We start from the raw sequence: 15,228 nt of genomic DNA on the forward strand, positions 1-15,228 counted from the left end.
AAGTTCTGAATACCTATGAGGGTTTATTATTATAATTCAATAGGCACTACTCTCAGCTTTCTCTGTCGAAGCACCTGGACAAAATATTACATTACATGTAAGCTGATATTATTTATCAACTGTCAGCCTTGCCAGGAAAGAATCTTCATCCTGAAGTACTTTTTCGATAGAAAAGCCATTGTGTTCCGCTGCATTTTTCAGGGTATTAAAATCCAGATACAACCAGGTAATAGGCTCTTCGGACTCTCCTTTATAATGAACGGTATAACCTAGCTCGCCATAATAACCACCCGCCGGAATGTAAACACCACCGTCTTCATCTCTGTCGAACATATACAAAATGTCTGTACTGTCAATCAAGATTTGCCCACCATCATTAAGCAAAGTTTTCAGCTTCTGAAGATATACATCAATCTTTGCCAGGCTTTCAAAAATTCCGGTACCATTCATCAGTAATAAGATGGTATCAAATTTTTCATCCGATAAGTCCAGAACAGATTTGCATACAGCCTTGCTGATACCTCTTTCTTTGCAAACCTCAACAGATTTTGGGGAAATATCCAGTGCTGTTACATTCATTCTCCTTTCATCCTGAAGATATAAACTATGTGAACCTGCTCCGGCTCCTACATCCAGTATTTTTCCTGTTGCCAGTTCAAGAGCCGCTTGCTCCAAATCATTCATTTCATCAAAATCACGAAACAAATAAGCAACCGGTAGGTCATCTAATTCCGAAATAGAAGTTTCTGTCTGCAAATCTTCAGGATTCTGATTATGAAAATAATCCCAGATTGCCTTTCCCATCAAATCTTTCATGCTTTTAAGCTAATATCAGTTCAGACTTCAAAACTACAAAAAAAGAATCCCCGCAGCAATGAAGCATTGGGGATTCACATGAAAAACAAGGAATTTTTTCCTAAAATGCAGATCCGGCTGCATCTTTTATACCTTCAGCACTTCTTTCCAGAATAAGCTGCTCTCTTCTTCTTCGTTGTGCTATAAGTCCTCTTCCTTTAATCAGACGTACATAACGGTTGTATGAAGTAAATCTTTCTTTACCAAAACCATGTTGCAATACATAGATCATAATCCCTATTCCAGCGATAATAATATATCCAAAAAGCTTTTTATTAGCGGCTAAAATAGCATTGATTTGAAATACTTTCAGATTTTGCATGGCCACAGGCTGGCTCAGATTAATACCATCCAGATATACTGCCATATCTCCAAGACTTGTTACCTGAAAATCGTACTGGAACCAATAGAACAAAGCACTAAAAACAGCTACTGCGATAAAAGACCGCCATACAAGTGCCAATCCGATAGCCGCCATCATATCATTAATATCCAGTTTATCCATCATGTAAAACCAGACTGTAATATACAGGCTGCACATACCATAACCTTTTAAGATCATTGGCAGGTACCATCTTTCAAAGTTCATCTCCGGAACCATTGAGAAATACATGATAATACAATAAGCGATTAATGCTGCAAAGCCTGATAATACAAAGAATTTAATATTTATATTCTGTCGGAACCACATCATACCCATAACACCTGAAGCTACCATTCCCGGAATCATCCACAGATTCAGTTCTGCATTGGTTACAAGATCATATCCCAGTATACTTACGGCAAATATATTCTGTACTGTTCCGGTAGCCAGAAACATACCTAACATTAGTAACATCAATAATCCGCTGTAGACATTTTTTCTTTTAAAAATTTTAAAAGATATATAGGGTCTTTTCAATCTTGTTTGTCTGAAGGCCAACATTACAAAACATGCAAATGCAGCAATGCTGGCATCTATTATTTTAGGTGAATTCAGCCAGTCCTGTTGTTTTCCGAATGTAAACACATAAGCAGAAAACAGAAAAGTTGCTGCAAACAATAATACACTCAGCCAGTCGATATAATACAATGGCATCTTTACGGAAAAATACTGGTTGTGCATGAATATCCAGCATAATAATGCCATAAGCAAGGCTCCTATAGCTGTCAGTATATAGAAATGCTCCCAGTTATAACGTACAGAAATATCTACAGAAATATAGTTGATCACCTGACTAACAATAATAGCAAACGGATAGAAAACAGAATAGAATTTCCCTCTGTTACCGTCCGGACTCAGAATCATCATTAGTGGCAGAAAGAATTCTATCATAACAAACATTTTCATAAACCCTACGAGAAATGCTGTAAATACAATAAGTTCCGGCTGATTGGTTGTAGCGCTGAACAGGCTTAACGCAGCAATAAAAACAAATGCGAATGTTAATTTATCTCTGACTTTAAAACGAAATTTAAACCGCATGACCAGAGGCATTACTGCCCCCATCCCAATTGTTGTTGCATAATTGGCCATAGAGAAGTATTCCGACATACTCCCCATACTGCTGTACATATAGGTAATATTCCCTGTATTCACTCCCGACAACGACATCGTGAATGTAGAAAATATCGCTATAAGAAGTAACTGTAGCGGTTTTGGAACCCAATTAGCAAATAGTCCTTTGTTATACATTTTATATAAGTTGTGAATGTGAAGAATAAGTAGTTCTTTTATCAGAATCTACACCTCACATTTCACTTTTGTAATAAGATTAATCTTTCAGTTTAATGATCATGTTCATTCCGGCGCGAAGCTGATTAAGCTTTTGTTTATCATTGCCTGAAGTAAACTCTATTCTTACCGGAATTCTCTGCTGAACTTTGATAAAGTTACCGGTAGAGTTATCTGTAGGTACACTGGAATATCTGGATCCTGTAGCTGCCGAGATAGCTGTAACCTCCCCCTCAAATTGCTGTCCGCCCAATGCATCTGCCGACATCATTATTTTCTTTCCAATAGCAATTTTAGGCATTTGACCTTCCAGAAAGTTAGCAGTCACCCATTTCTGACCATTAAGAACAATTGTTGCAATCTGTTGACCTGCCTGTACCAATTGTCCGTCGGAGATTGCTCTTCTCCCCATAACACCGTCATAAGGTGCTGTAATTACAGTATAGCTCAGGTTAAGTTTTGCCATATCCAATGCTGCTTTTGTTCTCTTAATTTCTGCATCGTTAATTCCTAGTTTAGACTTAACTTCTGTAGTAGAAAGATTTGCAGATTGCTTTTGATTCACCAAGGTTTCATAAGCCGCTTTCTGTGCATCGTATTCCGTTTTTATCTGGTCGTATTGCTGTTTTGTTACCGCTTCTGCGGCCAAAAGGTTTTTATATCTGTTCAGATTTTGCTCTGCATTCCATAATCTTGCTTTAGCACCGGCAATATTAGATTCCATTACATTTACATTATTGGAAATCGTATTAACGGAGGAACTTGTAGCACTTCTTTGTGCCAAAGCATTCTGATAAGCTGCTTCTGCCTGCCCCAGCTGGGTTTGTATTTCACGATCATCCAGAATGAGTAATGTATCACCTTTTTTTACCTGTTGATGTTCTATGAATTTAATTTCTTTAATATATCCGGCCACTCTTGTATTTACCGGATTAATGAATTCTTCAACCTGAGCAGCTTCTGTATAGTCTTTATCTCCGATATGAAAATATTCTCTGACTAACCAATAAAAACCTGCAATAAGAATGATAAATACAATTGAATTTGCAATAGTGCTTCTTATTTTATTTTTTTTATTGGCTTTCTTTTTTTCCTCAACTCTTGTTGACATTTGCACTTTTGCTCCTGTCCCCTGAGTCGGTTGTTCCTGTTGTACATTATCCTTGCTTTCCATATATGTATCCTTGTGTTATTCTTTATTAGTTATTAATTGAAATAGCCTATAGGCTTCCTGTAGATTTCAGAAGGTTGTAATACTGATACAATACATTGATTTCAGCAGTTACAAAATCTAACTCCGCCTGTAGTTTCTGATTCTGAGCATCTATCATTTCTGCCTGTACAGCCAATTGATTAAGATATTTAGCTTCTGTAATTTTATAGTTTTCCTCTGCCAGTTTCTGTGCGTCATCCATTAGCTTTGCCTGGTCTATAGATTCCTGGTATTTTACATAAGCTGCATTTACCGTCATGTCTATATTCTGTTTCGTAAGTGTCAGTGCATCCTGAGCTTGTGATTTCTGTAACTCTCCTACTTTCAAACGCTCTTTGGTTTTATACAGATTATCGATGTTATAACTTAACGAAATTCCCGCCTGCCAGCTATTCGAATACATGTCCAGAACCGGTGTTCTTGTTGTAATAGGTCGCTGCATATTATATCCTCCAAATCCAGATAGTGTAGGCATCTTATCTGTGTTGATAATCTCAATATTTTTTTGTGCTACAGCAATATTGGCATTTGCAGATTTTAGTTGAGGATTATTCTGATATGCCATTTCCATATAATAGCCTGTGTCTTTTCCCAACTTTTTGCCGTCAAGACTTTCAGTGGGATCGATTTCGGTATTCTGAGGAAGTCCTAAGGCAATATCCAGATTATAGTTAAGAATCTTTTTGTTATTGCTTAAAGTAAGAAGCCCCTGATCCAGATTTTTGATGGCTAACTCTCCTCTGATTACTTCATTTCGGGTTACCATTCCCTGCTGGTTAAATTTCTGAATGTTTTTTAATCGTTCCTGGGCCAGCTTCTTGTTGTTCAGGAAAATCTGTTCCTGATTCTTTAATTTATATACATCTAAATAGTTGGATAGCACTAAGAACTTTACATCCTGTTGGTTTTTCTCCAAATCCAGTTCTGCAAGCTGCTCACGAAGATCAGCCATCTCAATAGATTTCTTTACCAGCCCTCCTTTAAAGATCAACTGGCTTGCCTGTACACCATAAGAACTGCCATAATGAGGCATGGCAACATTAGTAGAATTAGAGAAATCTTTGTCTATAATAAGGGCATTTCCTAAATAAAACTGACTTGTAGATGCAGTAATAGTGGGTAACTTCTGTAATTTGGTTACCTCTGTCTGTTGTTTGGAAATATAGATGTTCTTTTCGGATAGCTTAAGTTGTTGGTGATTCTGTAAGGCCAGAGTCATCACCTCATCTGCAGTCATGCTTCTTACTTCTTGTGCGGAAATAAGGCTTCCGTACAAAAGCATTACTGCCATTGCATAATTTATAACTTTGTTTTTCATTTTCCTTGCTTTTCGTAAATCTCAGAAATCAGATTTACAATGCAAATTTACGCTGAAAACGAGGCTAAGGTAATGATTAAAGAAAAGATAAAGATGTTCAAAAGTAATATTAAGGTTTTAAAACTGACTGCGATACACAGTAGGACTTACACCTTGATGCTTTTTAAAGAAATGACTAAAGGAATACTGATCACTAAAATTAAGTATGCTAGCAATCTCATTAACAGGCTTTAAAGTAGAAGCTAGCAAAGCTTTTGCTTCATTTATTATAAATTCATTAATCATCTGCCCTGCGGTTTTACCTGTCTCGGCTTTAATAACTGAAGATAAATGACGTGTAGACATCATCATGGTTTGAGCATAGAACTCAACACTCTTGTAGCTAAGGTAGTTCTGCCCTACTAATCCTATAAAATCCAGAACAATTTCCTGATTCCGGGTCATCATTCCTTTGGTATTTTTCCGGTTACGCATCACGAAACTCGAAACGTTATAAATGAATGCACTAAAGAGACTCTCAATACTTTCTACAGCATACTCCAGCTCTCCTACTTCGTCCAGAAAATAATCTATGCCCTTCAGTATATCCCAGAAAACCTCAAATTCCCTGTCTGTAAACGTATAACCTCTCCTAAGTTCCATTCTTATATTGTGATAAATGTTCAGTCTGTTGAATTTCAGTCCGATTTTACTAATAAATGAACGATGGTAGGTAAGCACTTTTACTTCCAGCTCTTTGCTTACTTCCATAATCTCATATACCGAACGGGAATCTATTAGAATAATGGAATTTTCTCCGAGTTCAAAGATGTTAATCTGTTCTTTGATTACCATCTTTCCTTTTTTTATAAATAAAAATAACGGATTATTGGGATGGTATGGATGCCCCATTGTAAGACTATCCTGAAGGTTTTGTTCAGTAAAGATTTTTAAGGCATGAAACTCCATTAGATTGTTTTTAACAAAAGTAAGCAATTATGGTTCTCTATCTTTTACAAATAAAAAATAACCACAAAAGAAATAACTCTCTTGTGGTCGGTATAAATGGATTATAGATAGTGGTCAGTATTTTTATTTAAATTCTATATAATTCAGATTGAAACCGCCTTTATCAAACTGAAGCTTTATTTTATCTGTTCCTTTGGCTATGTTTACATTTTTTACGGTTATCGTTTTCCATATCTGATCCCCACCTGTAGAAGGAAGCTCTGTTTGCACTATTTGCTGTCCTTTACTATTCGTTACGGATAACTGCCCTGCGCTGTTTGCATTTGCATAGCGAATTTCCAGAGTATATTTTCCTGATTTCACACTTTTCAAAGTGAAGTTTAGCCACTCACCATCTTCAATTTTTCCTACATAATAACCATTGGAAATTTTATCTTTATTACCGTAAATATCCACACCATCGTTTCTCATCTTATCTCCGGAGTTCCAGTTGACCTGTTCACCGGTATCTATACGATAGTTAATTGCATCTTTGTCATAGTAAGCAGCATCAATCCTTCCCAAGTCATATTCCGTAGCAAATATTCTTCCCGGAATTGTATGGCTGGCATATGGTAATACTTCATTGCTTTTTATCTGACGGAACATAGCATCGATCACATCTCTTTTTACTTCTGTATTTTCGAATTTGTAATTGTCAGCTATCTGCATCATTGCTTTATAGGCAAATTCCTTGGAAGGCTTTTCTCCTCCATTTTTCCAGTAATTTAGTAGCTTCTCATATTCCGGTGTTATCTTAACATTGGCTACTCCGGCAATATTGTCAATCTTTTTCATAGGCCAGAAAGCCCATCCAATATTATTATTTTCCATAAGGCTTATGGCTTCCATAAACCATACATTAGAATTCTCGCCACTTTCTCCTAACCAGATAGGTACGTTGTACTGATTACGATACTCCAACATCTGCTTAATAGAGTTTTGGTCATTCTTATTCCAGTATTTATGGAAACTTAGCACCAGATTATTATCCCATAGCGGAAATATTCCTTTATAATTATTTCCCCAGCAGTTACCTTCAATTATAATCAAGTGCTTCTGATCTACGTCGCGAATTGCTTTTGTAACATCCACCATGAATTTCCTTAGTGGTGCATTAGATTCTTCATCGCAACCATTGAGGTTCTTTCCTGTAAATCCATAATTAGGTTCATTGATAATATCGTACCCGCCAATCCAGGGACTATCTTTGTAACGTTCAGCAAGTTTTTTCCATAGTGCAACAGATTTTCTTTGATTTTCTTCACTCTCCCACAAAGACGGTTTTGATTTATCATTATCCGAAATATTGACATCATTCCCCTGTCCTCCGGGTAAGGCATGCATATCCAGAAACAAGTATATCTTATTTTCTGCACACCATTTCAGAAGATTATCCGTCATACGGAAACCTTCTTCCAGCCAGGTATCCTTTCCTTTTACCTTCTCTTTCTCTATAGGTAAGGTATAAAGGTTATAATGCATTGGTAATCTTACAGAATTGAATCCCCAGGATTTTAGCGCATCTATATCTTTTTTAGTAATTCCGTTTTCCAGATACTTTTTATAAAATGCCTGCATACCATCCTCACCGACGAGTTCTGCTATTTTATTCTTTATCTGATACTGTGGACCTGCAAAATCCGCTGTTTTCAGCATATAGCCTTCCTGTAACATCCATCCTCCCAAACCTAAACCTCTTAACAAAACATTCTCTCCTTTATCATTTACGATTTTTTGCCCTTCAGATTTCAACAATTGTGATGTCCCAAATTGAGACAATAAAAAACAGGACGCAAGTATTACTCTTTTCATAGTGTTAATATTTTAAAAGTTAGATGATTATTTTGTTAGAACTGAATTATTATCTCACCAAAGATATTAAATAAAAATAAAAACTTTCTGAAAAATTTTAGAATACATCTGTTCTTTTTATATCAATAATAATTTTATGCTTTTTTTATTAAAACATATAAATTACACTAAAAACACCACTAATTAAACAAAATATTCTTTAAAATAAAATAAATAACGCAAATATTAATATATTTTATATATTTATTACGAAATTTTTAAATTAAACTAAAATGAAGAAAATTATTTTTTTAGCAATTACTGCAATAACAGTATTATCATTAAACAGCTGCGGCGTTATCTTTGGCGGTAGTAAGTATTCCGGCACCATCAATGTTAAAGATCATCCAAATGCTGATATTTATGTAAATGGCAATAAACTGGGCACCGGGCAGGCAACAAAATTATTTCCCCGAAACAAACCATTAGTAGTGGAAGTAAAACAAAACGACTGTGAACCTAAAACCCAAACTTTTGACAAAGCATTCAGAACAGGAAATTTTATATTAACTGTTCTCGGATGGGGAATTATAGGCATTGGTGTAGATCTTGGCACTGGTGCATCTTATAAGCCGGATCATAATAACGATCCTAACATTAAAAAATTAAATGACAAAAATTATACATTCGATGTAGATTATTCGCAATGTAAGAAACCTTAATATCTGAGGACATTACAAACAAAAAGCTCCCGAAAATTTCGGGAGCTTTAATTTTATTTTGAATTAATTACTTTGTCTACAATATATACTGTATTTCCTCTCCAGGGAAGAACACCGTGATATTCTTTGTAATGCAGGTCAAAATATTTTCCGCTATTGGCTTCAAGTTGTTTAAAAACAGCTTCATCCTCTACCGAAAATTCAAATTCATAACTACTAATTCCGCTTCCGGTTTTAACTTTGCCGAAACCATCCTGAATAATTTTCCCTTCATAGGTTTTGAAAATATTTCCTTTTTTTACTACATAATTAAGAGTTCCGGATTTTACTCCTTCTCCAAAAACAAAGTAGTATTTATAGTAAAACCATCCTCCAAAAACCAAAAGTAAAACCAGAACGACCCAGAAAATAACTTTTCCGAAGCCGCTTTTCTTTTTTTCATAGATTGTTTCAGACATAATAGCAGAATTTAGTGTTTTATTTAATTATTTAGCAATTGCTCTGGAAATTACGATTTTCTGAATTTCAGAAGTTCCTTCATAGATCTGAGTAATCTTAGCATCACGCATCATACGCTCAACGTGATACTCTTTTACATATCCGTATCCACCGTGGATCTGTACTGCTTCAATCGTAGTATCCATAGCTGTTTTAGAAGCAAATAATTTTGCCATAGCTCCACTTTCAGAGATATCTTTTCCAGCATCTTTTTCAACCGCAGCTTTAAAGCATAGCATTCTTGCAGCAGTAATGTTCACATGCATATCTGCTAACTTAAACGCAACTGCCTGGTGATTGATAATTTCAGTTCCGAAAGCTTTTCTTTCTTTAGCATATTTCAGCGCTAGTTCATAAGCTCCGGAAGCAATACCTAAAGCCTGAGAAGCAATACCTATTCTACCACCGTTTAATACAGCCATTGCAAATTTGAAACCGAATCCGTCTTCACCAATTCTGTTTTCTTTAGGTACCTTTACATCGGTAAACATTAAAGAATGGGTATCACTTCCTCTGATTCCTAACTTATCTTCTTTTTTACCTACTATAAAACCTTCCCATCCTTTTTCTACGATAAAAGCGTTGATACCTTTATGTCCTTTTTCCGGGTGAGTCTGTGCAATTACAATGTAATAAGTAGCATTATTACCATTTGTAATCCAGTTTTTAGTACCGTTCAGTAAATAGTAATCTCCTTTATCTTCTGCTGTAGTACTTTGTGATGTAGCGTCAGATCCCGCTTCAGGCTCAGATAAAGCAAAAGCACCAATCACCTCTCCTTTTGCTAAAGGTGTAAGGTATTTTATTTTTTGCTCTTCACTTGCGAAACGCTCTAATCCTGCGCATACCAAAGAGTTATTTACTGACATTACAACAGCTGCGGAAGCATCGATCTTAGAGATCTCTTCCATTGCTAATACATAAGAAACACTGTCCATTCCTGCACCTCCGTATTTAGGATCTACCATCATACCCAGGAAGCCCATTTCCCCCATTTTCTTTACCTGCTCGGCCGGAAATTTTTGCTGATCATCTCTTTCAATTACTCCAGGTAAAAGTTCGTTCTGTGCAAAATCTCTTGCTGCCTGCTGAATCATCAGTTGCTCTTCTGATAAATTAAAGTCCATATTATTATTAAGTTATTTTTCGTAAAAATACAATTTTTTAAAAATCCGAAAAAGATTTTTATTTTTGATAGAAAGAATAAATATTTTATCTTTACGAAACTCACCTTAAAGTAATTTCAATATGTCCGCAAAAAGAATTTTCGATTTTGCCCATAAAGCATTAGAAAAATATCCAAAAGAGGATGCCTTCGCTACTAAAAAAAATGGCGAATGGATAAAAACCTCTACTTTACAATATATCACTCAGGCTAATAAAATATCAAGAGGTTTAATCAAACTGGGAATTAAACCCGGAGACAAAATTGGACTTATCTCTCACAATAACCGTACTGAATGGGCTATAATGGACATCGGAATGTCCCAGATAGGTGTAATCAGTGTACCTGTATATCCTACTATCAGTGAAGAGGATTATGAATATATCTTTAATAATGCTGAAATAAAATACTGCTTTGTTTCCGATAAAGAATTATACAATAAACTGATTTCTGTACAGCCAAAGATATCCAGCCTGATGGGAGTATTTGCATTTGATGATGTAAAAGGGGCTCCTAACTGGAAGGAAATTCTGGATCTGGGTGAAGATGACAGCACACAAACCGAAATTGAAGATATTGCCAATACCATTAAAACAGATGATATTGCTACTTTGATTTATACATCCGGAACAACCGGACGTCCTAAAGGCGTTGCACTTACTCATGAAAATATCGTATCCAATGTATTGAATTCTAATCCCCGCATTCCTGAAGTTAAGATCGATTACAAAGAAATGAAGTGCCTTAGCTTCCTGCCTTTGTGCCACGTATTTGAAAGAATGCTGCTATACCTTTATCAGCATAATGGCTACTCCATCTATTTTGCAGAAAGCATAGATAAAGTTGGAGATAATCTAAAAGAGGTAAAACCTCAGTTTATGACTGTAGTACCTCGTTTGGTGGAAAAAGTATATGACAAAATCTATAATACGGGAGCTTCTGCCGGTGGCATGAAAACTAAGATTTTCCTTTGGGCTTTATCACTTGTTGAAGATTATGACCTTGGAAAAAACCTTGGTATAAAGGGATGGATCGCAGACAAACTGGTCTTTACCAAATGGAGAGAAGGTTTAGGCGGTAACATCGTGGCTTTGGTTTCTGGTTCCGCAGCTTTATCACCGAGATTAAACAGAATTTTCCACGGTGCAGGTATTCCAATTCTGGAAGGTTACGGATTGACAGAAACATCGCCTGTAATTGCAGTAAACAGCTTCAAACACAGAAAATTTGGTACTGTAGGCTGGCCAATTGAAAACGCCGAAGTAAAAATTGCTGAAGATGGAGAAATCCTTGTAAAAGGAACTTCGGTATTCAAGGGTTATTACATGGATGAAGAAAAAACTAAGGAAGCTTTTACCGAAGACGGATACTTTAAAACCGGTGATATTGGATTTATTGACGATGAAGGATTCCTAAAAATTACAGACCGTAAGAAAGAAATGTTCAAAACTTCGGGTGGTAAATATATTGCGCCGCAGGTTATAGAGAACAGCGCTAAAGCTTCTAAATTTATTGAACAGATTATGGTTATTGGCGACGGTGAAAAAATGCCGGCAGCCTTTATTCAGCCAGATTTCGAGTTCGTAAAAGCATGGGCTGAGAGAAAAGGATTAAATATTGGTTCCTCTTATGCAGAGATTGCTGCAAATGAAGATGTAAAACAGCGTATCGCTCAGGAAATAGAAGCACTGAACAAACATCTTGGGAAATGGGAACAGATTAAAAAATTTGAACTCACTCCTATTGTCTGGAGTATAGATGAAGGCTTGCTGACACCGACATTAAAGCTTAAACGTAAAATAATCAAAGAAAAGTTCATAGATTTATACAACAAAATCTACGAGCATTAAATAAACAAAATAAAAGCCGAAAAATTTTTCGGCTTTTATTTTATCAAAACTATACCATGAAAAAAACGATCTTACTGCTATTATGCTTCTCAACCGGGAGCATATTTGCTCAATCTATAAAGCCAGGAAGCACATTCCAGCTACTGGGAACAAGAAGCTGGATACGGGTAAACCTTCCTGTACAAAAAGATACCAGCTCCAAACTGTATTGGTCTACAGAAAATAAAAAACCCGTGTCTCCCAATGCAACGATCAATAACAGTGACACGTTCTACATACAGAATGTAAAACCGGAAACCTTGTATTATATATGGGCAGAAACTTCACAGGGATTACAAAAGCAAACCGTAAGAACTTCTAAAAAATGGACTTTAGATACTTCGGAATTAAGAGAATTAAATACCAATCCGAGCTCCGAAGCCGTTCCCCAAGGCATGAAAATTTTCTGGCAGGATGAGTTCAATGATAAACTTCTGAATAAAAATAAATGGACCACCAATTACTTCTCTTCTCTCAATTACACTTCGGAAGAATCTAAAAAAGAAATGTTAGCCGGTCAGCTGCCACAACCTGCATATACCCTCAACGGTAAATTTATCAATCTATATGTCAGTGATTCTCTTCCAAAACGGTCTTATAATCCAAAGGGAGGTCAAAAAATTTCATCGATACAAACCTACGATTGGAAAAGCAGTGAAAATCTTTTAGACAATAGCCGTGGTGGTTATTTTGAAGTGAAGGTAAGACGAAACAGCAGCGGGAATCCAGAAGGTACCAATACAGCATTCTGGTTCGATTCGCCAGGCCCTGACTTACGCTATTATCTGGAACAGGGCACAAATCTGAACGGTACTGAAGGAATAAGACCTAAAGGACAACTTTTTGAGATCGATGTATTTGAGTATCTCAATGCTCAGTTTGTACTTCATGGTCACGTAGACCAAAAAGGTGTTTTTCAGCGCAATCTTGCAACTCATATTGCCGAAGGCATTGATCATATCAACAAATGGGTAACACATGGTATTCTGTGGACGCCTACCAGCATCAAGCATTACATCAACGGAAAACTGATTAAAGCTTATACCGACAAACATCAGATCTACTCTCCTAATCATTTTATGAATGTATTTCTGGGTAGCTACGGAGCCAAAGGACAGGTAAATATGGATGTTGACTATATTCGAGCCTATAACTGGCCATTTGAAAAAGGAAATGAACTTCCTAATCCCGGCTTCGAAGACAGCGGAAGTCTGATACCCTGGGAAGGAAATGGGACTTTAGCACCACAAAAAGGTATTAAAAACAGCACAGCAGCTTTACTGAATCCCGGAGAGAATATCGAACAATATGTTTATTTAAATCACAGTACTTCTTATCAGCTGGAATTATCCGTTAAAAATAATGGTAATATAAAAGTTGATATTGATGATACAGCTCCTGTTTCCGGAGCGCTGTCTTCGATTAGAAAATCAGAATTTACAGGAAGCAGTAATTATTCTAAACAACACATTGATTTCATTACCGGAAAAGACCAGGCCTACAATATGAAAACAATACGTATTTCTGTAAAAAACACAGGCAATTCAGCGGTATTACTAGATGACATTACAATTAAAAAAATTAAATAATTATAGCTAAACTTCACAGACTTTAAAATTTCCTATGAAAAAAATAGTTGTTCTCTCCGGAGCCGGCATCAGTGCTGAAAGCGGTATAAAAACTTTCAGAGACTCAAACGGGCTTTGGGAAAATCATAAAATAGAAGATGTTGCGAGCCCTGAAGGTTTTGCCAGAAACCCTGAACTTGTACTGGAATTTTACAATTTGCGCAGGCGTCAGCTAAGCGAAGTTAATCCAAATGAAGCTCACCATATTCTGGCCGAGCTTCAGAAAGATTTTGATGTACATATTATTACACAGAATGTAGATGATCTTCATGAGAGAGCCGGCTCCAAAAACATTATACATTTACACGGAGAATTAAAAAAAGTAAGACCTGTAAATGATGAAGAAAGCATTGTACCATGGGAAGGTGATCTGAACCTGGGTGATCTGGATGAAAACGGAATTCAGCTTCGTCCACACATTGTTTGGTTTGGTGAGATGGTTCCGGAAATTGAAAATGCAGCTACTATAGCTTCTACTGCAGATATTTTGCTGGTAATCGGTACAAGTTTACAAGTATATCCGGCAGCATCACTGCTCCATTATGTTCCTGCGGGCTGTGAAATTTTTGTAATTGATCCACACCTCAGCCAGAACGTTACAAACGAGAAAAATTTCTTTAAAACCTCAGCTACTGAAGGCATGAAATTATTCCGGGAAGCTCTCTACAAAAGATAAGCAAAATATTTTTTTATTGAATGCAGAGGAAAAAGCATTAACATGCTATATTCTAAAGATTCACAGAGCCACTAACATTGAGCAAAGTCTTCTCATCGCTATGCACTTGTGGCTCTATGAATTTAAAGAGGTATATTTTCTAACAAACCTGTTTACTCAAAAATCCAGAAAGTTTTTATATTTCTGTATACTTAGAGCTTGTTTAAATTTTAATTAAAATAATGTTAGACTTCGACGAGCTCAGTCTGACACCTATAAATGTCACTCTGAGCTTGTCGAAGAGCAGTGATTATAAAATTTAAACAGGCACTTAATGATCTAATTTATTACCATTAGGAATTTAAGAGTATTTAGATTCAATTTGCTTTATACCCTTATATTTCGGTAATTTTGGTTATCAAATCTCTTTCTTATGGATATAGAAACTTTTAGAGAATACTGCCTGCAAATGACAGCCGTTACCGAGGATTTTCCTTTTGGTCCGGATACATTAGTTTTTAAAGTGGCAGATAAGATGTTTGCATTGTGTGGATTAGACAGTCTTGCATTCACTGTTAATCTGAAGTGCGATCCGGAACGGATTATCGATCTGCGGGAAGAGTATGATGATATACAGCCCGGTTATCACATGAATAAAAATCATTGGAATACTGTAAATTTTGAAGGAAAACTTCCCGAAAAATTTTTAAAAGAACTCATTCAGCATTCCTATGATCAGGTTGTAAAAGGTTTACCAAAGAAAAAAAGAGAAGAACTTTCATTATAAATA

General features: G+C 36.1%; 13 protein-coding genes. 5 read left to right on the top strand and 8 right to left on the bottom strand.

Annotation, left to right across the window (positions count from 1 at the left end; translation table 11 throughout):
* Positions 1 to 108: 108 nt before the first annotated feature.
* The 6 genes from ATE49_RS09830 to ATE49_RS09855 all read right to left on the bottom strand — a co-directional run bounded on the left by ATE49_RS09830 (position 109) and on the right by ATE49_RS09855 (position 7,902).
* The gene (locus tag ATE49_RS09830) at positions 109 to 816 is read right to left on the bottom strand and encodes a class I SAM-dependent methyltransferase (RefSeq protein WP_065082032.1); all 708 of its coding nucleotides are present in this window, start codon (positions 814 to 816) and stop codon (positions 109 to 111) included.
* Between the two features lie 100 nt (positions 817 to 916).
* On the bottom strand, positions 917 to 2,530 hold the full coding sequence (locus ATE49_RS09835; protein WP_179195571.1) for an MFS transporter: 1,614 nt from the start codon (positions 2,528 to 2,530) through the stop codon (positions 917 to 919).
* A gap of 79 nt (positions 2,531 to 2,609) precedes the next feature.
* A complete protein-coding gene (locus ATE49_RS09840) occupies positions 2,610 to 3,743 on the bottom strand; it encodes an HlyD family secretion protein (protein ID WP_065082033.1) in 1,134 nt (377 codons plus the stop codon).
* A gap of 46 nt (positions 3,744 to 3,789) precedes the next feature.
* Complete coding sequence (locus ATE49_RS09845) at positions 3,790 to 5,100, bottom strand: TolC family protein (protein ID WP_065082034.1); 1,311 nt, start codon at positions 5,098 to 5,100, stop codon at positions 3,790 to 3,792.
* Between the two features lie 117 nt (positions 5,101 to 5,217).
* Entirely contained in the window at positions 5,218 to 6,048 is an 831-nt protein-coding gene (locus tag ATE49_RS09850; protein WP_059344857.1) for a helix-turn-helix domain-containing protein, read from the bottom strand.
* A gap of 123 nt (positions 6,049 to 6,171) precedes the next feature.
* A complete protein-coding gene (locus ATE49_RS09855; RefSeq protein ID WP_065082035.1) occupies positions 6,172 to 7,902 on the bottom strand; it encodes a cellulase family glycosylhydrolase in 1,731 nt (576 codons plus the stop codon).
* Between the two features lie 272 nt (positions 7,903 to 8,174).
* On the opposite strand from ATE49_RS09855, the gene ATE49_RS09860 reads away from it, so the two are divergent.
* Positions 8,175 to 8,603 carry a hypothetical protein gene (locus tag ATE49_RS09860; protein ID WP_065082036.1) on the top strand — a complete coding sequence of 143 codons (429 nt, stop codon included), beginning with the start codon at positions 8,175 to 8,177 and terminating at the stop codon, positions 8,601 to 8,603.
* A gap of 53 nt (positions 8,604 to 8,656) precedes the next feature.
* On the opposite strand, the gene ATE49_RS09865 is transcribed toward ATE49_RS09860, so the two are convergent.
* Positions 8,657 to 9,061: a hypothetical protein gene (locus ATE49_RS09865; protein WP_045179183.1), complete on the bottom strand. Its 405-nt coding sequence runs from the start codon at positions 9,059 to 9,061 to the stop codon at positions 8,657 to 8,659.
* A 27-nt stretch (positions 9,062 to 9,088) separates the two neighbouring features.
* Positions 9,089 to 10,228: an acyl-CoA dehydrogenase gene (locus ATE49_RS09870; protein WP_059153832.1), complete on the bottom strand. Its 1,140-nt coding sequence runs from the start codon at positions 10,226 to 10,228 to the stop codon at positions 9,089 to 9,091.
* 121 nt (positions 10,229 to 10,349) lie between these two features.
* On the opposite strand from ATE49_RS09870, the gene ATE49_RS09875 reads away from it, so the two are divergent.
* The 4 genes from ATE49_RS09875 (at position 10,350) to ATE49_RS09890 (ending at position 15,225) form a co-directional block, all read left to right on the top strand.
* Positions 10,350 to 12,116 carry an AMP-dependent synthetase/ligase gene (locus ATE49_RS09875; protein ID WP_059153831.1) on the top strand — a complete coding sequence of 589 codons (1,767 nt, stop codon included), beginning with the start codon at positions 10,350 to 10,352 and terminating at the stop codon, positions 12,114 to 12,116.
* Between the two features lie 56 nt (positions 12,117 to 12,172).
* Entirely contained in the window at positions 12,173 to 13,744 is a 1,572-nt protein-coding gene (locus ATE49_RS09880) for a glycoside hydrolase family 16 protein (protein WP_065082037.1), read from the top strand.
* Positions 13,745 to 13,778: 34 nt separating this feature from the next.
* Positions 13,779 to 14,459: an SIR2 family NAD-dependent protein deacylase gene (locus ATE49_RS09885; RefSeq protein ID WP_065082038.1), complete on the top strand. Its 681-nt coding sequence runs from the start codon at positions 13,779 to 13,781 to the stop codon at positions 14,457 to 14,459.
* A 412-nt stretch (positions 14,460 to 14,871) separates the two neighbouring features.
* Positions 14,872 to 15,225 carry an MmcQ/YjbR family DNA-binding protein gene (locus ATE49_RS09890; RefSeq protein ID WP_065082039.1) on the top strand — a complete coding sequence of 118 codons (354 nt, stop codon included), beginning with the start codon at positions 14,872 to 14,874 and terminating at the stop codon, positions 15,223 to 15,225.
* The last annotated feature ends 3 nt before the right edge of the window (positions 15,226 to 15,228 follow it).

It is taken from the genome of Elizabethkingia miricola (assembly GCF_001675285.1).
GTDB classification, from domain to species: Bacteria; Bacteroidota; Bacteroidia; order Flavobacteriales; family Weeksellaceae; genus Elizabethkingia; species Elizabethkingia miricola.